The organism is Streptomyces sp. NBC_01428 (assembly GCF_036231965.1).
Classification (GTDB): domain Bacteria; phylum Actinomycetota; class Actinomycetes; order Streptomycetales; family Streptomycetaceae; genus Streptomyces.
Genome location: NZ_CP109499.1, coordinates 5970303 through 5990409, shown reverse-complemented (window position 1 = coordinate 5990409; position 20107 = coordinate 5970303). Strand labels below are relative to the sequence as shown.

The 20107-nt window shown below is 74.2% G+C and carries 14 protein-coding genes and 1 tRNA gene; 9 read left to right on the top strand and 6 right to left on the bottom strand.

Going from position 1 to position 20107, the window contains the following annotated elements:
• Nucleotides 1–33 precede the first annotated feature (33 nt).
• The 3 genes from OG406_RS25975 (at nt 34) to OG406_RS25965 (ending at nt 7265) form a co-directional block, all read left to right on the top strand.
• Nucleotides 34–3318: an ABC transporter permease gene (locus OG406_RS25975; RefSeq protein ID WP_329188047.1), complete on the top strand. Its 3285-nt coding sequence runs from the start codon at nt 34–36 to the stop codon at nt 3316–3318.
• Nucleotide 3319: 1 nt separating this feature from the next.
• Nucleotides 3320–6136, top strand: a complete 2817-nt coding sequence (locus OG406_RS25970) for an FtsX-like permease family protein (protein WP_329188045.1) — start codon at nt 3320–3322, stop codon at nt 6134–6136.
• 133 nt (nt 6137–6269) lie between these two features.
• Nucleotides 6270–7265: an ABC transporter ATP-binding protein gene (locus OG406_RS25965; RefSeq protein WP_329188042.1), complete on the top strand. Its 996-nt coding sequence runs from the start codon at nt 6270–6272 to the stop codon at nt 7263–7265.
• A 25-nt stretch (nt 7266–7290) separates the two neighbouring features.
• Here OG406_RS25965 and OG406_RS25960 read toward each other — a convergent pair whose 3' ends face one another.
• Genes OG406_RS25960 through ettA form a run of 3 tightly spaced genes read right to left on the bottom strand, consistent with a single transcriptional unit; the run spans nt 7291 to nt 10109 of the window.
• Nucleotides 7291–8031, bottom strand: coding sequence for a hypothetical protein (locus tag OG406_RS25960; protein WP_164370881.1), 741 nt, complete (start codon nt 8029–8031; stop codon nt 7291–7293).
• Entirely contained in the window at nt 8028–8438 is a 411-nt protein-coding gene (locus tag OG406_RS25955; RefSeq protein ID WP_164370882.1) for an acyl-CoA thioesterase, read from the bottom strand. The genes OG406_RS25960 and OG406_RS25955 overlap by 4 nt, the downstream gene beginning before the upstream one ends.
• Before the next feature lie 6 nt (nt 8439–8444).
• Nucleotides 8445–10109 (bottom strand): energy-dependent translational throttle protein EttA, encoded by a 1665-nt coding sequence (ettA, locus tag OG406_RS25950; protein WP_164370883.1) that lies wholly within the window; start codon nt 10107–10109, stop codon nt 8445–8447.
• A gap of 287 nt (nt 10110–10396) precedes the next feature.
• Between ettA and OG406_RS25945 the strand changes: the two genes are divergently transcribed.
• Nucleotides 10397–10687, top strand: a complete 291-nt coding sequence (locus tag OG406_RS25945) for a DUF1876 domain-containing protein (RefSeq protein WP_164370884.1) — start codon at nt 10397–10399, stop codon at nt 10685–10687.
• A gap of 229 nt (nt 10688–10916) precedes the next feature.
• Here OG406_RS25945 and OG406_RS25940 read toward each other — a convergent pair.
• Nucleotides 10917–10992: transfer RNA gene (locus OG406_RS25940), tRNA-Arg, on the bottom strand.
• Nucleotides 10993–11302: 310 nt separating this feature from the next.
• On the opposite strand from OG406_RS25940, the gene OG406_RS25935 reads away from it, so the two are divergent.
• The 4 genes from OG406_RS25935 to OG406_RS25920 all read left to right on the top strand — a co-directional run bounded on the left by OG406_RS25935 (nt 11303) and on the right by OG406_RS25920 (nt 17535).
• A complete protein-coding gene (locus OG406_RS25935) occupies nt 11303–12910 on the top strand; it encodes a dynamin family protein (protein ID WP_267050824.1) in 1608 nt (535 codons plus the stop codon).
• Nucleotides 12911–12915: 5 nt separating this feature from the next.
• Nucleotides 12916–15225 (top strand): GTPase, encoded by a 2310-nt coding sequence (locus OG406_RS25930; RefSeq protein WP_404125302.1) that lies wholly within the window; start codon nt 12916–12918, stop codon nt 15223–15225.
• 133 nt (nt 15226–15358) lie between these two features.
• Nucleotides 15359–15835 (top strand): single-stranded DNA-binding protein, encoded by a 477-nt coding sequence (locus tag OG406_RS25925; RefSeq protein WP_267050826.1) that lies wholly within the window; start codon nt 15359–15361, stop codon nt 15833–15835.
• A 278-nt stretch (nt 15836–16113) separates the two neighbouring features.
• Nucleotides 16114–17535, top strand: a complete 1422-nt coding sequence (locus OG406_RS25920) for a Cys-Gln thioester bond-forming surface protein (RefSeq protein WP_329188033.1) — start codon at nt 16114–16116, stop codon at nt 17533–17535.
• 81 nt (nt 17536–17616) lie between these two features.
• Here the strand turns inward: OG406_RS25920 and OG406_RS25915 are convergent, their stop codons facing one another.
• Complete coding sequence (locus OG406_RS25915) at nt 17617–18399, bottom strand: YcnI family protein (RefSeq protein ID WP_329188031.1); 783 nt, start codon at nt 18397–18399, stop codon at nt 17617–17619.
• A 30-nt stretch (nt 18400–18429) separates the two neighbouring features.
• On the bottom strand, nt 18430–19014 hold the full coding sequence (locus tag OG406_RS25910) for a hypothetical protein (protein WP_329188030.1): 585 nt from the start codon (nt 19012–19014) through the stop codon (nt 18430–18432).
• Between the two features lie 128 nt (nt 19015–19142).
• Here OG406_RS25910 and OG406_RS25905 point away from each other — a divergent pair, with 128 nt between their 5' ends.
• A complete protein-coding gene (locus OG406_RS25905) occupies nt 19143–20102 on the top strand; it encodes a D-2-hydroxyacid dehydrogenase family protein (RefSeq protein WP_329188028.1) in 960 nt (319 codons plus the stop codon).
• Nucleotides 20103–20107: the final 5 nt, after the last annotated feature.

Below are 20107 nucleotides of genomic sequence, written 5' to 3'. Positions count from 1 at the left end.
CGTCCGAGATCCGGAACGACGGCGGGGGGCCGGGTGACGGGGTTCGTCCTACTGCGCGCGCGGGCGCACCGCCTTCTGCTGGCCGCCGCCCTGCTCACGGTTCTGCTGACCACCGCGGTCCTCGCGACGCTCACCGCCTACTCCGCCGCCATCGGCGACGCCTCGATGCGCCACGCGCTCCGGGACCCGGGCAACACCGCGGACGCCGCGCTCGTCGTCCGCGCGGACGTTCCCGAGGACCAGCGGGCCGCCGCCGACGACGCCGTCCGCGCGGGGGCCCGGCGGACCTTCGGCGGATATCCGGTGACCGTGCGCACGCTGGTGCGTTCGGGCTCCTACGCGCTCCCCCGCTCCCTCCAGGAGCCCGCCGCGCGGGCCGGGGACCCCGACCTCACCCACTTCGCCGCGCTCGACCGCACCCAGGTCGACGTCACCGCGGGACGGCTGCCCGGCCCGGCGGCCGGCTCCGGCGGCACCGCGATCGAGGTGGCCCTGCCCGCGGCGGCGGCCGAACGGCTCGGTCTGGAGCCGGGCGCGCGCCTCAGCCTGGTCGACCGGCTCGGCGGTCCCCGGCGCGAGGTCCGGGTCACCGGCCTGTACCGGCCCGCCCGGGCGGACGCGCCCTACTGGCGGCTGGACGAGCTGGGTGGCCGAGGGATCAAGAAGGTCGACTTCACCACGTACGGTCCGCTCCTCGCCGACCCCACCGTCCTCACCGGCGGCCGGGTCAGCGCCGGGGAGTCCGCGTGGCAGGCCTCCGCGGACTTCTCGACGCTCTCGCCCGACGGCATCGCGGCCCTGCGGGAGTCCGCACGGACCGGACAACTGGCCCTGCGCAAGGACCGGGCGCTGAGCGGGGCCACCGCCGTGACGACCTCGCTGCCGGAGATCCTGGACGGTGTCGAACGTTCGCTGCTCGTGTCGCGCTCCACCCTGCTCATCGTCGCCCTGCAACTGGCGCTCCTGGCCGGATACGCGCTGCTGCTGGTCGCCCGGCTGCTGAGCGCCGAACGGGCGGGCGAGACAAGGGTGTTGCGGGCCCGGGGAGCCTCCCGTCGGCGGATCGCCGGACTCGCCGCCCTGGAGGCGCTGCTGCTGGCCGTCCCGGCGGCCCTGTGCGCGCCGCTGGTCGCGGGACCGCTGACCCGGCTGCTCGCCGGGCAGGGAGCGCTGGCCCGCATCGGTCTGCGCCTGGACGTCGCCCAGGGACGGGGCGGGGTGTGGCTCGTCGGCGCGGGAGTGGCGCTGGGCTGCGCCCTCGCGGTGACCTTGCCGGCGCTCACCTCGGGCGACAGGCCCCCGGGACGGGCACGGGCGCTGCCCGCTCCGGTGCGCGCGGGCGCCGACATCGGCCTGCTGGTGATCGCCGCCGTCGCCTACTGGCAGCTGGACCGGCAGACCTCCGGCGCCCTGACCGGCGGTTCCGGGCAGCAGGGCACCACCGCGGGAACCGGCGTGCGGTCGCTCGGCATCGATCCGCTCCTGGTGGCGGCGCCCGCCCTCGCGCTGCTCGCCGGGACCGTGCTCACCCTGCGGCTGCTGCCCCCCGTGGCCCGGCTCGCCGAGCACCGGGCGGCCGGCGGCCGCGGGCTGCCCGCGGCGCTCGCGGGCTGGCAGCTCAGCCGGCGCCCGATGCGCGGCGCGGGCCCGGTCCTGCTGCTGGTCCTCGCCGTGGCGATGGGCATGCTGGCCATCGGCCAGGGCGCTTCCTGGAACCGCTCCCAGGACGACCAGGCGGACTTCCGCGCCGGTACGTCGGTGCGCGTGACCGGGGACAGCGACGCCGGACCGGGCGAGGCGGCCGTCCTCGCCGCGTTCCCGGGCGTCCGCGCGGCGGCGCCCGCCCTCCGGACGACCCTGCCGCTGTCGGGCGGCCGTACGGCGGCGCTCCTCGCGCTGGACACCGCGCACGCCGCCGACGGGATGCTGCTCCGCGGCGACCTGGCGGCACGGCCCGCGGGACCGCTGCTGAAGGGGCTCGCGGTGAAGGGGACCACCGGCGGGGTCGCGATCCCCGAGGGCTCGACACGGCTCGGCCTGGTGATGCGGCTGCGCAGCTCGAACGCCCGCGTGGAGGTGGACGTGTCGGCGACGCTGGAGGACCGCTTCGGGACGCCGTACACCGAGCGGATCGGTCAACTGCCCGCCGACGGACGGCTTCACGCCCTGTCACTGGACCTCGCGACGGGACCCCTGACCCTGACCGGCGTCCAGCTGGACATGACCCAGCCCGTCGACACGGCACAGCGGCACCGGGTGGACCTGCGGGAGGTGAACGTCAGCGGCGCCGACGGGGCACGGCGGCGGCTCGCCCTGCCGGCCGGCTGGAAGGCCGACGCGCAGACCAGCAGCACGGCGACGGCACCGGACGACGCCACGCGCCCCACGCGCCCGCGGCTGAAGGCGTCCGCCGCGGCCCTGTCCGTCCGCTACGGCACCGGCTACGTGCCGGCCGACCTGGCCTGGCAGGTCACCTCGGTGACGGTCCGTCTGCACCCGGACCGGTCGGCCGTCCCCGAGGTCATGGCGGTCGCGACCGACCGCTTCCTGAAGGCGGCGGGAGCGCGGAAGGGGCAGCAGCTGGACGTGCCCTTCGCGGGCGAGACGGTGCGCGTGACGATCGCGGACACCGTACGGGCCCTGCCGACCACCTCGGAGGCGGACGGCGGGGACGGTGACGGCGGGGGGCTGCTGGTCGATCTGCGGGCCGTGAACCGGGTGTTGCAGACGCACCACGGGCAGAGCGTGCCGCCCACCGAGTGGTGGCTGGACACCGCGCCGGGCGACGCGGCACGGGTCGCGGCGGCCCTGCGGAAGCAGCCCGGCACCGAACCGTCCCAGGTCGTCGTGCGCGACGAGGTCGCCGACCGGCTGCGCGACGACCCGTTCGGAGCGGGCCCCGAGGCCGCGTTCGCGGCGGCGGCCGTCGTCGCGGCGGCGCTGGCCGCGGTCGGGTTCGCGGTGAGCACGGCGGGCTCGCTGCGCGAGCGCCGGGACGAGTTCGCCGTGCTCAGGGCGCTGGGCGCGCCGCGCCGCCAGCTGGCCCGGCTGATCGCCGCCGAGCAGGGCGTCCTGGTGGGCCTGGCCCTCGTGGTGGGGACGGCGCTCGGCACGGTGCTGACCCGCGCGGTGGTCCCGCTGATCGTCCTGACCTCGGAGGCCACCCGCCCGGTCCCCGCGGTCCTGGTGCGGCTCCCCCTGCCGCACATCGCCGTGCTGCTGGCGGGCGTCGCCGTGACACCGCTGGCCATCACCGCGTTCATGGCGCTGCGCCGCCCGGACGCCGACAGTTCGCTGCGCCGGCAGGGAGGCGAGTGACATGACGGGCACGGACGACGGCACGAAGGCCGGAACGCGCGGGCCCGCCCGAGCCTCCGGGCCACGGGTGCCGGCCCCCTGGGTGCGCACCCGGCTGCGTGCCGCCCCGGCAGCGGCTCTCGCCCTGGCCCTGCTGGTCGCGCTCACCGCCGCGCTGGCCGCTGCCTTCCCCCGCGCCGTCGACCGGTACGAGGACGCGGGGCTGCGCCGGACCCTCGACGACGCGTCACCGCGACGGACCACCGTCCAGTTCTTCGCCCCGCGGCCCGACCTCGAACTCTCCCTGGGGGAGGGCGAGAACGCCCTGCGCGAGGCCGCGCTGCGCAAGGGGTACGACGCCGTGCTGGCCGCCGTCGACAAGCCCCTGGTCGCCGACCGCGCCCAGTCCTCGTACGGGGTGCGCACGTCCGACCCCACCGACGCGTCGGACTCTTTCCTGGCCCGGCCGAGCGGGCTGCCGCCGCGCGTCGCCCTCGTCGCGCAGAACGCCCTCGGCGCTCACTCCCGGCCCGCCTCGGGCCGGCTGCCCCGCGCGACGGACCCGGTCACCGCGACGACGTCCGAGGTGGAGGCGGCCGTCACCACCGAGACCGCCAGGACCCTGCACATCAAGGTCGGTTCGGTGATCCACGTGCCCGGCCTGGAGCGCGCGCCGCTGGCCGTACGGATCACCGGCATCGTCGCGCCGCGCGAGCCGGACGGCGCGTACTGGATGTCCACCCCGCTGATCCGCGAGCCGTCCCTCATCCAGCTGCCCAGCGACGGCGGCACGTACTGGATCGGCGCCCTGCTGCTCGCGCCGGACGCGGGACCCGTCCTGCTCGGCACGCCCGGGAAGCCCGAGCGGTACTGGCAGGTGGCCCCGGACACGTCCGGTCCGACCGCCCACGACGTGTCCGGGCTCGCCTCGGCGGTCGCCGCGCTGGAGTCGGGCCCCGGTCTGGCGCGGATCCGAGAGCGCGTGGACCCGCTGACGGACGCGACGACGGATCTCGACGAGGTCCTGTCGTCCTTCACCGAACTGCGCTCCGGCATCGCCCCGTTGGTGGCCGTCGCCGCCTTCGGCGCGGGCACGGTCGCCGCGGTCGTCGTCCTCATGGCGAGCGGCCTCGCCGCCGAGCGCCGCCGCGGCGAGCTGGCCCTGGTGCGCGCCCGCGGCGGCTCGCTGCCCGGCGTCCTCGGCCGGCTCCTCGCCGAGACGGCCGTGGTCGCCGTCCCGGCGGGGGCGCTCGGCCTCGGGGCCGCGCTGCTCGCCGTTCCGCACGCCCGCCTCTCCTCCGCCGTGGCCGCCGCCCTCGCGGTGACCGTCCTCGCCTGCGTCGCCCTGCCGGTGCGCGCCGCGTTCGCCCACCGCGCGGTCCGCGTCCACGGGGGCCGCGAGGACATCGCCTCCGTCCGTCCCTCACGGCGCCGCACGGTCGCGGAACTCACCGTGCTGGTGCTCGCGACGGCCGCGGTGGCCGCCCTGCGGCGCGGGGGAACCGACGACGCGGGCTCCTCCGGAGGGTCCGGGGACCAACTGGTCGCCCTGGCACCGGTGCTGGTCGGCGTCATCGCGGCGCTGGTCCTCGTCCGGCTCTATCCGTTCCCCCTGCGCCGGCTGGCCGGACCCGCCGGGCGCCTGCGCGGAGTGGTCGCCCCTCTCTCGCTGGCCCGCGCGGGCCGCACCTCGGCCTCCACCGCTCTGCCCCTGCTGGCCCTCCTCACGGCGCTCACCACGGCGGCCTTCGGCGGTTCGGTCCTCGCGGGCGTGCACACCGCCCGCGACCACGCCGCCCTCCTCGCCACCGGCGCCGACGCCCGCATCGAGGCCACGCACGCCCTGCACACCGCTCTGCCCGGCCGGATCCGCGACATCCGGGGCGTGCGCGAGGCGGTCCCCGTGAGCGTCGCCTACCGCGCCCAGGCCCGCAGGGGGTCGGGCACCGCAGGCGAGACGGCGGCGCTGGTCGGCGTCGAACCGGGCCCCTACGGACAGCTGTCCCGGGAGCTCGACCTCGGAGGGTTCCCGGCGCGCACCCTCCGCGCCACCGGACCGGGCGGCAGCGGCAGCGGCAAGGCCGTGGTCCCCGCCATCGCCTCCCCCTCCCTCGCCGACCGCTTCGGAACCGCCCCGTTCTCCGTACAACTGGAGGACGACAGCAAGGTGACCGTGCGGATCGCCGCCGTACGGGACGTGACGCCCGCCGTGACCGACCTGGACTTCCTCGTCGTGGACCGGGAGGCGCTCACCCGCCGGGCCGCGCGGCCGACCGCGCTGCTCCTCACCGGCGGCCACCTCGACGGGGCCGCCCTGCGCCGGGCGGCGGGCGGCGGCGTGGACGTACGGCTGCGCGCGGAGGTGCGCACGGCGTACGTCCACTCGCCCCTCCAGTCCGGCGCCGAGCGGATCTACACGGCGGCGGTCGCGGCAGGCGCCGGATACGCGGTGCTGGCACTGCTGCTGGCCCTCGTCCGGGCCGCCCCGGAACGCTCGGCGCTCCTCGCCCGGCTGCGCACGATGGGCCTCACCCGGGCCCAGGGGCGGCGCCTGCTGGTCCTGGAGTCCCTGCCGCAGGCCCTGCTGGCGGCGGTGGGCGGCGCGCTCACGGGCTGGGCGGCCATCCGTCTCCTCGCCCCCGGGCTCGATCTGACGGCGATCGCGGTCGCCGGCCGCCCCGCGCCCGGAGGAACGGCCCGCCTCCGCACGGACGCGCTCTCGCTGCTCGTCCCGTCCCTCGCCGTGCTGGTCGTCGCCACCGGCGTCGCGCTGGCGCAGGCGTGGTGGACGGGGCGGCGCGGTTCGGTCCGGGAGCTGCGGGCGGGGGACGGCCGATGACGGCAGCACCCGCGCACCGCAGGCCGCTCACCGGCTCGCCCGCCCCGACGGCAGGACCCGTGCACCGCAGGTCGCCCGCCGGCCCGGCCGCCACCTCGCGCACCCCTTCGACGAGCAGCACCGGGAGTCGCCCATGACCACCGCCGACCCGACGGAGGCCGCCGGTTCCGCGCAGCCGGCCGGCCCGACGTTCGCCGACCTCGCGGACCGTGCCGCCGCGCGCCGGGACCGCCCCGCCTACGGCCACGACGCCCTGATCACCTGCGACCGCCTGGTGCGGATCTTCACCACGGACGGGGTGGAGGTGCAGGCGCTCCAGGGTCTCGATCTACTCGTCCGGGAGGGCGAGTTGATGGCTGTGGTGGGGGCCTCGGGCAGCGGCAAGTCGACCCTGATGAACATCCTGGCCGGACTGGACACCCCGACGGCGGGCGCGGCGCGGGTCGCCGGCCGCGATCTGCTCACGATGAGCGCCAAGGACCGGCTGCGCTACCGCCGGGAGGTGGTGGGCTTCGTCTGGCAGCAGACCGCCCGCAACCTGTTGCCCTATCTGACGGCTGCCCAGAACGTGGCTCTGCCGATGCAGCTGGCGGCCCGCCGCACGAGCCGTCGCGCGCAGTCCGAACGGGCCCTGGAGCTGCTGGAGTTGCTGGGGATCGGCGACTGCGCCGCCCGGCGCCCGCACCAGATGTCGGGCGGCCAGCAGCAGCGGGTGGCGATCGCGGTGGCTCTCGCCAACGCGCCGGCCGTGCTGCTCGCCGACGAGCCCACCGGCGAGCTGGACTCGCACACCGCCGAGCAGATCTTCGGCGCGTTCCGCACGGCCAACGAGCGGCTGGGGACGACGATCGTGATCGTCACGCACGACCAGGCGGTCGCCTCGGAGGTCCGTCGCACGGTCGCCATCCGCGACGGCCGGACGTCCACGGAGGTGCTGCGCCGTACGGAGGTCGACGCGGCGACGGGCCAGGAGGCGGTGGTGGCCCGCGAGTACGCGATGCTCGACCGGGCGGGGCGTCTGCAGCTCCCCGCGGACTACACGCGGACGCTGGGCATGCGGGACCGCGTGGCCCTCGAACTGGAGGCGGACCACATCGGCGTGTGGCCGGACGACAGCCGTCCCGAGTGACCCGGCGGTTCCAGCCGGGGCCGGGTCATTGGACGCTGACGTCCAGAACGCCGAGTCCCGCCCTGCGGACGGCGATCGACCCGAAGGGGGTGCGCAGCCGCAGCCAGGCCCCCGACGAGTACAGCCCCAACTCGCCCTCACCGGACGGGAGCCGCGGGTCGTCCGCGACCCGGGCGGCGGACGGCCGGACACGCGCGGCGGCGGACGCGACGGGGCGCAGGAATCCCAGCGACTGGGCGGCGTGCGCGGCCCGGACGGGCAGCACGGTGTCGCCGAGCGGCCGGGACCAGATCTCCCGTCCGAGCCGGTCGAGTTCGGCGCGGGTCCGCAGCTCGGGCGCCAACTCCTGCGTACGGGAGCGGAATTCGGCGACCACGGCGGCGACGGTGGCGCGCACGGCGTCCGGGGCGGGCAGCCCCGGTTCCTGGCGCCAGCCCCCGCGCGGCGGCAGCACCCCGGCCCACGGCGGTCCGGTGACGGCGCCCGGGACGGTCGCGGTGGCCGCCGACTCGTCGATGGACTCCAGGAGTTCGCCCGCGGAGACGGTCACGTCGAGGGTGTCGTCGAGGCCGTGCTCGTAGGGCTTGGCCAGCCGTGCCGTGCGGATCGCGAGGACCTCGAACGAGGGGGGCCGGCCGAACACCGCGAGGGTGGTGCCGTGCGCCTGGAGACGCACGGCGGCCGCACGGTCGTAGTGGACCAGCCGGGCGAGGAAGGCGCCGAGATCGGCAGCCTCCCCCGCGTCGGCGAGGTGCAGGACGGTCATGCCGCGACGGCCTCGTCCGCGTCGTCCCGGTAGGACTCCAGGAAGTCGCGCTCGTCGGCGGTGATCCGGCGCGGGCGCTGCTGCTCGAAGTCGAACGGCACGATGACCGTCGAGGCGGTGACGTAGACCTGGTCCGGGTCCTTCACCTCGTAGGCGATGGTGAAGGACGCCGCACGGATCTGCGTCACCCACAGCTCGATGTCCACCGGCGCGTGCCGGTGGACCAACTGCCGCTTGTAGTCGATCTCGTGACGCGCCACCACGGACCCCTGCTTGAAGTCCTTCTCCGGGCGGAACAGGAAGTCGATACGGGCTTCCTCCAGGTAGCGGAGGAACACCACGTTGTTGACGTGGCCGTACGCGTCCATGTCCGCCCAGCGCAGCGGGCAGCGGTAGATGTGGCGCAAGACCGATCAGCCCCGGGTCAGCTTCTTGTAGGTGGCGCGGTGCGGACGGGCCGCGTCGGCGCCGAGACGCTCGACCTTGTTCTTCTCGTACGACTCGAAGTTGCCCTCGAACCAGTACCACTTCGACTCGCCCTCGTAGGCGAGGATGTGCGTCGCGACCCGGTCCAGGAACCAGCGGTCGTGGGAGATGACCACGGCCGCACCGGGGAACTCCAGCAGCGCGTTCTCGAGCGAGGACAGGGTCTCCACGTCGAGGTCGTTGGTGGGCTCGTCGAGGAGCAGCAGGTTGCCGCCCTCCTTGAGGGTCAGCGCCAGGTTCAGCCGGTTGCGCTCACCGCCGGAGAGGACACCCGCGGGCTTCTGCTGGTCCGGGCCCTTGAAGCCGAAGGCGGACACGTAGGCCCGGGACGGCATCTCGACCTGGCCGACGTTGATGTAGTCGAGCTCGTCGGAGACGACGGCCCACAGCGTCTTCTTGGGGTCGATGTTGGCGCGGCTCTGGTCGACGTAACTGATCTTGACCGTGTCGCCGACCTTGATCGCGCCGGTGTCCGGCGTCTCCAGGCCCTGGATCATCTTGAACAGCGTGGTCTTGCCCGCGCCGTTCGGGCCGATGACGCCGACGATGCCGTTGCGCGGCAGCGTGAAGCTGAGGTCGTCGATGAGGACCTTGTCGCCGAACGCCTTGGAGAGGTTCTGGACCTCGACGACGATGGAGCCCAGGCGCGGGCCCGGCGGGATCTGAATCTCCTCGAAGTCCAGCTTCCGCATCTTGTCGGCCTCGGCCGCCATCTCCTCGTAACGGGCGAGGCGGGCCTTGGACTTGGTCTGGCGGCCCTTGGCGTTGGAGCGGACCCACTCCAGCTCTTCCTTGAGCCGCTTGGCGCGCTTCTCGTCCTTGCGGCCCTCGACCTTGAGGCGGGCGGCCTTCTTGTCGAGGTACGTGGAGTAGTTGCCCTCGTAGGGGATCGCGCGGCCGCGGTCGAGTTCGAGGATCCACTCGGCGACGTTGTTCAGGAAGTACCGGTCGTGCGTGACGGCGACGACGGCGCCCGCGTACTTCGTGAGGTGCTGCTCCAGCCAGTTCACCGACTCGGCGTCGAGATGGTTGGTGGGCTCGTCGAGGAGGAGCAGGTCCGGAGCCTCGATCAGCAGCTTGCAGAGCGCCACGCGGCGCTTCTCGCCGCCGGAGAGGTTGGTGACCGGCCAGTCGCCGGGCGGGCAGCCCAGGGCGTCCATGGCCTGCTCGAGCTGCGCGTCGAGGTCCCAGGCGTTGGAGTGGTCCAGGTCGTCCTGGAGCTTCCCCATCTCCTCCATGAGCGCGTCCGAGTAGTCGGTCGCCATCAGCTCGGCGACCTCGTTGAAGCGGCTGAGCTTGCCCATGAGCTCCTTGGCGCCGTCCTGGACGTTCTCCAGCACCGTCTTGGACTCGTCCAGCTCCGGCTCCTGCATGAGGATGCCGACGCTGTAGCCGGGCGACAGGAACGCGTCACCGTTGGAGGGCTGCTCGAGGCCCGCCATGATCTTGAGAACGGTGGACTTACCGGCACCGTTCGGACCGACCACACCGATCTTCGCGCCCGGGAGGAAGCTCAGGGTGACGTCGTCGAGGATCACCTTGTCGCCGTGCGCCTTGCGCGTCTTGCGCATGGTGTAAATGAACTCAGCCAAGAGAAACCGTCCGGACGCTTGAAATCGGGAGTGGGCAGATACACCCCATCTTGCCTGACGGCCACCCCTCGACGGAAACCAGTCTCATCGGGGAGCTGTGACCTGGCGGTTCACCGTCCGTGCCGGTAGCGGAACCGTCACCGCCCGTCCCCACCCGCCGCTCGCGACCCCCGGGGCTCCGGCCCGTCTCGTGCGGGACCGTCCTGAGGAGGACACTTTCAGGAGGGGATCCGTCAAGGGGTTCATCAGGGGGACCGGCGGGGGACGCGGCTCCGGAGGTGATCGCGATGACACAGACGAAGGACCGGCCACGGACCACGGTGGGCTGGCACGTCGAGATGGAATTCGAGGAGGACGAGCACCGCACGCGGGCCGCCGCCCTCGTGCGGCTCCCCGACGGGAGCGAGATGCGGGCCCACGGATACGCCAGCCGCCATCCGTCCGACGCGAACCAGCCCAGGGTCGGCGAGGAGGTCGCCGGCGGGCGCGCGCTGAACGAGCTCGCCATGCGCCTGCTGACCAAGGCCCACGACGAGATCGACGACGCCTCGGGCAGGACCTCGCACACGCTCAGGTGACCTGCGGGCACCGCGGGACGGTCCGGAGGGCAGGGACGGCTGCGCCGTTCGGCCGTACGGCGAGGTGAATGCCGTACGCCGAAAGGATCACTCTGAAGCCGGAAATCGCGCCCCCGGACCCTCCCGGAGGGGCGTGCGACGAGGTCCAGGACGCCCGGACGGGGCGGCGCGGCGGGATCGCCGGGCGCGACCGGAACAGCAAAAGGCCCTCCCGAGGGAGGGCGGAGACTGGCGCCCCCGGCAGGACTCGAACCTGCGGCCAAGCGCTTAGAAGGCGCCTGCTCTATCCACTGAGCTACGGGGGCCGGTTGTGTCGGCCGGTGTCCTGGTGCCCTGGTACGGGCTGATCCCTGACCTTGCCGGGGACAAGAATAGGGCTCCCGCATCCCTGTCCCTCATGCTTCACCTCCGTGGCTCAATGTGGAGGTTCGGTGAAGCGGTCCTGATAATCGCAGGCGGGTACGAATCGTGCACCGCTTTTGGCGCCTCACGCATCGGGTGTTGTGCACTCGTTATGCCTGCGCCCCAGTCATCCCTTCCGCCCCCTGTGTCCGGTCGGCGCGCAGACATACCCATATGCTTCAGAAAGCCTCCAAAATTGGGCATTCTTCGCATGTGGTGACCTTGGACGTACGGCCTCAGCTGCTCGACGCACTTTCCGCCCTGCGCGACCGTGTCGCCGCCGCACGCTTCCCGCTGCCCCTTCCGGGGGCTCCACGAGCGCGTGCCAACCGCGACGAACTGCTCGCCCAGCTCGACGACTATCTGGTGCCCCGGTTGAGAGAACCCGAAGCACCGCTTCTCGCCGTCATCGGGGGCTCAACCGGCGCCGGCAAGTCGACACTCGTCAACTCCCTTGTGGGGCGCCGGGTCAGCGAGGCGGGCGTGCTCCGCCCGACGACCCGCACCCCGGTGCTGGTGTGCCATCCCGAGGACCACCACTGGTTCAGCGGGATGCGTGTGCTGCCCCAGCTCACGCGCGTGTGGGTGCCCCATCAGGAGCCGGGCGACGAACTCCCCGCCCTCGGCGACCGCGGGGAGCGGGTCCTGCGCATCGAGACCGCCGACACCCTCCCCCGCGGACTCGCCCTCCTGGACGCGCCCGACGTCGACTCCCTGCTGGCCGACAACCGCGTCCTGGCGGCCGAACTCATCTGCGCGGCCGACATCTGGGTGATGGTCACCACGGCCGCCCGCTACGCCGACGCCGTTCCCTGGCATCTGCTGCGCACCGCCAAGGAGCACAAGGCGACGCTGGTGACCGTCCTCGACCGGGTGCCGCACCAGGTGGTCTCCGAGGTCTCCCGGCAGTACGGCGCGCTGCTCACCAAGGCCGGGCTCGGCGACGTCCCGCGCTTCACGGTGCCCGAACTCCCCGAGTCCGCCTGGGGCGGTGGCCTGCTGCCCGCCACGGCCGTCGCGCCGCTGCGCACCTGGCTCGCGCACCATGTGCAGGACCCAGGGGCCCGGCAGGGCGCGATGGCCCGCACGGCCTACGGCGTGCTCGACTCCATGAAGTCGCGGATGCCGGAGCTGGCGAGCGCGGCGGCCGCCCAGTACGCGGCGGCGACCCGGCTCACGGCGGCCGTCGACGGGGCGTACGACAGCGAACACACACGCGTGAAGGGCCGTTTGCAGGCCGGCGCCGTGCTCTCCGGGGACGCCCTCAAGCGGTGGCGGGCCTATCCCCTCGACTGCAGCGCCGACGAGCTGCTGGACGCGCTCGTGGAGAGCCTGTCCGCCCTGCTGCTGTGTTCGGTGACGGCCGCCGACGAGCGCGTGGACGACGCCTGGCGCCGTGAACCCGCCTCGGACTCGCCGGGGCTGACGGACCGTGACCCCACGCTGGAGAGCGCCGAGCACCGCATCGGCATGGCCGTACGCCGTTGGCGGCGCGTCCTGGAGGAGTACGCCGAGGAGGAGGTGCGCGACCTCGACAAGAGCGTCGCGCCGGACCCCTCCGTGGTGGCCGCGCTCGTCGCCACCGCCCTCCTCGGCGGCCGCAGGGCGCGCAACGCAGGTGAGGGGCTCGCCGAGCGGATCGGGGCGCACGGGGCGCTGAGGCTCCGCGACAAGGGCGGCCGGCTGCTCACGGAGCTCATCGACGGGGCCCTGCACACCGAACGCGAGCGCCGGCTCGCACCGCTCGACGCGCTCGACGTCCACCCGGAACCCCAGGCCGAACTCATCGCCGCGCTGTCCGTACTGCAGAAGGAGAGGTGACCGCGGTGACTGCCGTCACTGACCACACGGATCACGCCGACCGTCCCGGAGACGACCCCTCCGGCGACGTCCGACACGGAGAGGACCCTTCCGGCGACGACCGTCCCGAAGGGGTCCGTCCCGAAGGAACCCGCTCCGAAGGGGCCCACTCCCAGAAGGGCACCCCCGAGAACACCGCCTCCGGGGACACCGGCGCACGTTCCGAGGACTCCGCGGCCCCCACAGCCTCCGCGGGCTCCCCGGCCTCCGCCGGCGGCGGGCGCTCCGCGTCCCCGGACGAGAACGACGCCCCGAAGGCGGCCGCTTCGGCAGCGGGGGCCGGTAAAGACGCCGGGGCGGACAGGGACGGCGAGGACGCTCGGACCAAGGGCGCACGGACCAAGGGCGCACGGACCGAGGGCGCCTCGGGTGCGGGCGCCCCCAAGAGCGCCCCGGTGGCCGGGCCACGCGCGCGGGGCGAGGGCGACGAGGCCCCGTCCCGCGCGAACGGCGCCACGCGGGACGCCGGCTCCGCCAGGAAGGGCGACGCCTCCCGGGGCGACGGCCAGGCCCGGACGGACACGCCCCGTACCGGCGACTCCGCCGCCCGCGCGGAGGACGGCCCGGTCTGGGACGACGGCCTCATCGCGCGGCGCGTGAACGAGTCGGCCCCCGTCCGCTACCAGACGCCGCTGGTGGAGACCCGGGCCTCCGCACCGGCCGCGCCCGCGCCGCTCGCGTACGACGGGCCGCTGCGCTCCCGCCTGGACGCGCTGCGCGAGCTGGTGGGGCTCTCCCGCACCCGGCTGGACAGCAGGACGCTCGCCGAGGCCGGACGTGTCCTGGACGAGGCGGCGGCCCGCCGCAAGCTGTCCGGGGAGCACACCGTGGTCGCCATCGCCGGCGCCACCGGCAGCGGCAAGTCCCAGCTCTTCAACGCGCTGGCCGGCGTGGCCATTTCGGAGACCGGCGTCCGCAGGCCGACCACCTCGGCGCCGATCGCCTGCAGCTGGAGCGACGGCGCGGCCACCCTCATCGACCGGCTCGGCATCCCCGGGCGGCTGCGCAGGCGCCCGCTGCAGAGCGCGGAGGCGGAGGCCCAGCTGCGCGGCCTGGTGCTGGTCGATCTCCCCGACCACGACTCCGCCGCGGTCCAGCACCGTGAGCAGGTGGACCGCGTGCTGGCGCTGGTCGACGCCGTCATCTGGGTCGTGGACCCGGAGAAGTACGCGGACGCCGTCCTGCACGAGCGCTACCTGCGGCCGCTGGCCGGGCACGCGGAGGTCACCTTCGTCGTCCTCAACCAGGTGGACCGGCTCCCCGGCGAGGCAGCCGACCAGGTGCTCGACGACCTGCGGCGCCTGCTCGACGAGGACGGCATCGCGCTCGGTGAGTACGGCGAGCCGGGCGCGACGGTCCTCGCGCTGTCCGCGCTCACCGGCGACGGAATCGGTGAACTGCGGGAGTGTCTGGGCCAGTTCGTGGGGGAACGCGGAGCGGCCGCCCGGCGAATTTCGGCCGATCTCGACGCGGCGGCGGCGCGGCTGCGGCCGGTCTACGCGACCGGGCGCCGGATCGGGCTCAGCGAGGAGGCACGCGACGAGTTCGCGGACCGGCTCGCGGACGCGGTGGGTGCCGTCGCGGCCGGCGAGGCGGCCGAACGCGCCTGGCGCCGCAACGCCAACCGCGCGTGCGGAACCCCCTGGCTGCGGCTCTGGCGCTGGTACCAGGACCGGCGCGAACCGCCGACCGGCCGGCTGCCCGTGCGGGCGCCGGCGGACGAGGAGGCCACCGCGCGGCAACGGGTGGAGCAGGCGGTGCGGACGGTCGCGGACCGGGCGGCCTACGGCCTGCCGCTCCCCTGGGCGCAGGCGGTGCGCGAGGCGGCCGTACGCGGCGCGCAGGGGCTGCCCGAGGCACTGGACGACATGGCGGCGCGCGCGGTCACTCCGGTGGGCCGGCCGCCGCGGCCCGGCTGGTGGCCGGTCGCGGTCCTCGCGCAGGCCATGATGACGATCGTCCAAGTCGTCGGCGGGCTCTGGCTGGTGGCGCAGATCGTCGGGATCGCCTCGCCGAACCTCGGGGTTCCGGTGCTGCTGATGGTGTGCGGGATCGTCGGCGGTCCGGCCGTCGAGTGGAGCAGCAGGATGGCGGCCCGCGGGCCCGCCCGGCGCTACGGCCTCGAGGCGGAGCGCCGGTTGCGGGAGGCGGCGGCCGGCTGCGGCCGGGCCCGGGTCCTCGATCCGGTGGCGGCGGAGCTGCTGCGGTACCGCGAGGTGCGGGAGCAGTACGGGCGGGTCATGGGCGTGGCGCCGGCGGGTGCCCCGGTCGGGTGACGCGGTTGTCCACAACCGTCCGGCGGTGCACAGGGCCCGGCGGGCCCGGCCCGGCGAAGGCAGTCTGATCTCGCGGCGACCGCAGCGCATGCGGTCGCCGCGGCGGACGCATTCGCACGGGAGGGAATTCGCGATGAACGAGACGATGGTGTGCGCGGTGGGCAACGTGGCGACACGGCCCGTGTACCGGGAGCTGGCGAACGGCGCGTCGGCGCGGTTCCGGCTGGCGGTGACCTCGCGGTACTGGGACCGCGAGAAGAGCGGGTGGACGGACGGGCACACCAACTTCTTCACGGTGTGGGCGAACCGGGCGCTCGCGACGAACGTGGGGGCTTCGGTGTCGGTGGGTGATCCCGTCATCGTGCAGGGCAGGCTGAAGGTGCGTACCGAGACCCGTGACGGGCAGAGCTGGACGTCGGCGGACATCGACGCGGTGGCGATCGGCCACGACCTCTCCCGCGGCACGTCGGCGTTCAGGCGCCCGGCCAGGGACGGCGAGCAGGCCGGGGGCGGCACAGGCGGCCGGCCCGAGCCGAGTTGGGAGTCGGCGCCCGAGGAACCCGCGGAGGACGCGGCCCGACAGCAGTCCGAACCGGCGGGAGTGACGTGAGGTCAGAGAGGGCCGCTCTCTGACCGGACTGCGGCTTATCGACGGACTGCGGCTTATCGACGGATGCGCCGTGAATCAAACCGCGTGGATTTGTCGATAAGCGCAGCTCCCAGCCGTAGGGCGGTAACGATTCCGAGTCGGATCGGTTATCGGACGACCTGACCGGGGAGAGCGTTGTGCCGCCTTCCTTAGGATGCCGAACACAGCTCTCGGGGCTTCTGATTCTGCTGGCGGGACCGTCCCCCCATGTCAACGGGTCCTGCATGAAGGGGAATTCTGTGCTTTCCGCGTTTTCTGCGTTGTCCGCGTGCAGGCGAGGGGCAGCCCGTCTCGCCGCCGCGACGTTGGTGTCGGGGCTCGTCGCCGCGGGGGCCGTCGCCACCGCCGGCACGGCCGTCGCCGACGAGACGCCGCAGAGCCCCGGCGGAGCGACCGCCACCCTCGGCGACCTGAAGACGTACGGGTCGGCGGTCATCCACGACCACGGCGAGGACTCCTGGGTCTCCGCGGGACTCTTCGAGATGTCCGTCGACGACGGCGGGACGCTCCAGACGTACTGCATCGACCTGCACAACCCGACGCAGCGGGACGCCAGGTACCAGGAGACCTCCTGGAGCGGCACGTCGCTGAGCGGCAACAAGGACGCGGGCAGGATCCGCTGGATCCTGCGGAACTCCTACCCGCAGGTGAACGACCTGACGGCGCTGGCCGAGAAGGCCGGCGTCGGCGGGCTCACCGAACAGGACGCGGCGGCGGGCACCCAGGTGGCCATCTGGCGGTACTCGGACGGCGCCGACGTGGACGCGGCGGACCCGAAGGCGGAGAAGCTCGCGGACTACCTGCAGAGGAACGCCCGGAACCTCCCGGAGCCCGACGCCTCGCTCACCCTGACCCCGGCCGCGGTCTCCGGTCACCCGGGCGAGCGGCTCGGCCCGGTCACGGTCCACACGGACGCGGACGGCGTGACGGTGGCCCCGCCCGCGGACACGGCCGCCAGCGGAGTGAAGGTCGTCGACGGGCACGGCAAGCCGGTCACCTCGGCGGCCGACGGCAGCCGTCTCTTCTTCGACATACCGAAGGACAGCGCGGACGGATCGGCGTCGCTGACCGTGCAGGCGTCCACGAGCGTGCCGGTCGGGCGGGCCTTCGCCTCCGACTCCCGCAGCCAGACGCAGATCCTGGCGGGCTCCAGCGAGTCCACCGTCTCCGCCACGGCGACCGTGGACTGGGCGGCGAAGGGTGCGATACCCGCGCTGACCGCCGAGAAGAACTGCGCCGACGGCGGTGTGGACATCACGGCGGTCAACAAGGGCGACGAGGCGTTCACGTTCGAGCTGATGGGTGTCGAGCACACCATCGCGGCGGGCGCGGCCCAGACGATGACGGTCCCGCTCCAGGAGGACCAGGCGTACGACTTCACGATCAGCGGTCCGAGCGGCTTCGCGAAGCGGTTCAAGGGCGTGCTGGACTGCAGGACCCAGGGCGGCGCGAGCGACATCACGACCCAGACGGTCGGTGAGCCGAGCCCCGCCTCGATCGGCGGCGGCGGCTCCGGGGGCAGTGACCTGGCGGAGACGGGCGGTTCGGGCGCGACGCCGGTCATCGCCGGGGTCGCCATCGCGCTCGTCCTCGTCGGCGGTGCGGCGGTCCTCTTCGTCCGCCGGAAGCAGACACCCGAACAGGGACCGGCGCAGGACTGAGGCCGGGGGGTACGAGACCCCTGGACGTCACGCGCCCCGCCCACCGGAGGCTCCGGTCGGCGAGGCGCGTGACGGGGTGGGTCAGGGGCGGGCGTTCCGGCCGCGGGCGAGGGCGAACCCGGCCGCGATCAGGCCGAGGACGCCGACGACCAGGCCGGCCGTTCCGAGGGAGCGGGCGGTGGAGTCATCGGCTGCGTCGCTCGCGGTGGACTCCTTGGTGTCCTTCGAGGACGCCGAGGACGACGCGGACGACGGCGCCGCCGAGTCGGCGTCCGAACCGGCGGCCCCGCCGGACCCGTTCGAGGCCTCGGCCCCCGCGCCTCCGGCGGTGAGCGTCAGCGCGGGGGCGGGATTCTCCGGCTCGTCGGCACCCTCCTTCGCCTCCTCGATCCAGCGGACGACGCTGCCGTCCGAGTAGGTCTGGAGCGTCTTGAAGCTCAGCCGGCCGGTGTCGTCGGGCAGTTGACCGAAGGCGACGTCGAAGTCCTGGAACTCGCCGTGGCGGATCCTGCCGCCGGTCCAGGTGATCTCGGAGACGGCGTCGGTGATCGTGCCGTCGTCCGTCTTCACCGGCTTCTTCAGCTTCGTGGTCGTGACCTTCGCGGTCCAGCCCGCCTGCGGCGTGACCAGGACCCCGAGGACGGGATGGTCGGTGGGCAGGAACACCTGCACCTTCGTGGTGCTCGCGGTGTCCTCCTCGTTGGGGACGCGGAAGCTCAGGACGCCGTCCGTGGCGCCCTTGGCATAGCTCTCGGGGTGGACCGTCACATGCGCGGAGGCCGCGCCCGCCGCGGCCAGGACACCCGCCAGGGTGAGGGCGGCGAGGGTGCCGGTGCGGCGCAGGGTGGTGCTCGTCGGGGACATCTGGGGAACTCCGTACGGGAGGGGACGTGGTCAGGGCGTGGACACGAGCCCTGCCGGCGGTCCCCGGCGGGAGACGGCGTGCCGCAGCAGCGCCTGGCGGAGCGGCCGCGGTTCGGCCGAGCGGCCCGCGGCCTCTCCGGGCGGTCGTACGGGTGCCGGTCCCGTGCGCCCCTTCCACCAGGCGGCGAGCCCGGGCACGAAGGCGACGGCCCGGCGCAGCAGGGACCACAGGGCGGCCTCGCCGCGCCGCAGCCACCAGGTCGCGAGGAGGGCGGCGCCGATGTGGGCGGCCGTGGCGTGCGGTGTCAGGGCGTGGCTGTGGGCGTACGTCATGTGCGCCCCGTGCATGGTCATCGTCATCTGGGGGCGCCCGGCCCCGAACCCGAGGTGGAGTCCGGTCTGCGCGCCCAGCATGGCCCCGGCTATCCCGAGCAGGGACCGCTCGCGGCCGCACAGCGCGCAGCCGACGGCGAAGACGACGAGGAGGCCCGCGCCGACGGCGCCGCGCGAGGGGGCCTGCCCGGTGGCGAGCACGTGCCCGCCGGCCGCCAGCAGCACGCAGAGCACGGCGAACACCGCCGCGCGCAGGCTCCGTACCGCAGGGGACGCACTCATGAAGCCCAGATACTGCCATGGGGAGGGAGTGGCCGTGGGGGCTTCCCGGTGAGCCGTCCGTCACGGGCCGCCGGGCTCGTCCCACGGTCGCTCGGATAGGGTCCGGCTGAGCCTGGGAGGGATCCGACATGCGACTTCGCTGTGCCGTGCTGGACGACTATCAGAGGGTGGCGACCAGGATCGCCGACTGGTCGCCGGTCACGGACCGGGTCGAGGTCACCTCCTTCGACGGTCACGTCGTCGACGAGGACGCGCTGGCCGCCGCTCTCGCCGCGTTCGACATCGTCGTGACGCTGCGCGAGCGGGTGCCCTTCCCGGCCTCGCTGCTGGCCCGGCTGCCCCGGCTGAAGCTGCTCGTCGCGTCCGGGATGCGCAACAGCGTCATCGACTACGCGGCGGCGAAGGCGCACGGGGTGACCGTGTGCGGCACGCCGAGTTCCTCGACGCCTCCCGTCGAGCTGACCTGGGCGCTGCTGCTCGGTCTCGCGCGGGGCATCGTCACCGAGCACGAGGCGGTGCGGTCGGGCGGCCCCTGGCAGAGCACCGTCGGCGCCGATCTGCACGGCCGCCGGCTCGGTCTGCTGGGGCTCGGGAAGATCGGCGCCCGGGTGGCCCAGGTGGGGCTCGCGTTCGGCATGCGGGTCGGTGCGTGGAGCCAGAACCTCACGAAGGAACGCGCCGAGGAGGTGGGGGTGGAGCTCGCCCCTTCCAAGGAGGAGCTGCTGGCGGGCAGCGACTTCGTGTCCGTGCACCTCGCGCTCGGCGACCGCACCCGGGGCCTCGTCGGCGCCGCCGAGCTGGCTCTGCTGAAGCCGACGGCCTTCCTCGTCAACACCTCGCGCTCGGCGATCGTCGACCAGGAGGCCCTGCTCGCCGCGCTGCACGCCGGGCGGATCGCCGGAGCGGGCATCGACGTGTTCGACGTGGAGCCGCTGCCCGCGGATCACCCGATGCGGTCGGCCCCCCGCCTGCTGGCCACCCCGCACCTCGGCTACGTGTCGCGGTCCAACTACGCGACGTACTACGGCGCGGCGGTCGAGGACATCGAGGCGTACCTGGCGGGCAGTCCGGTACGCCTGCTCGGCTGACCCGG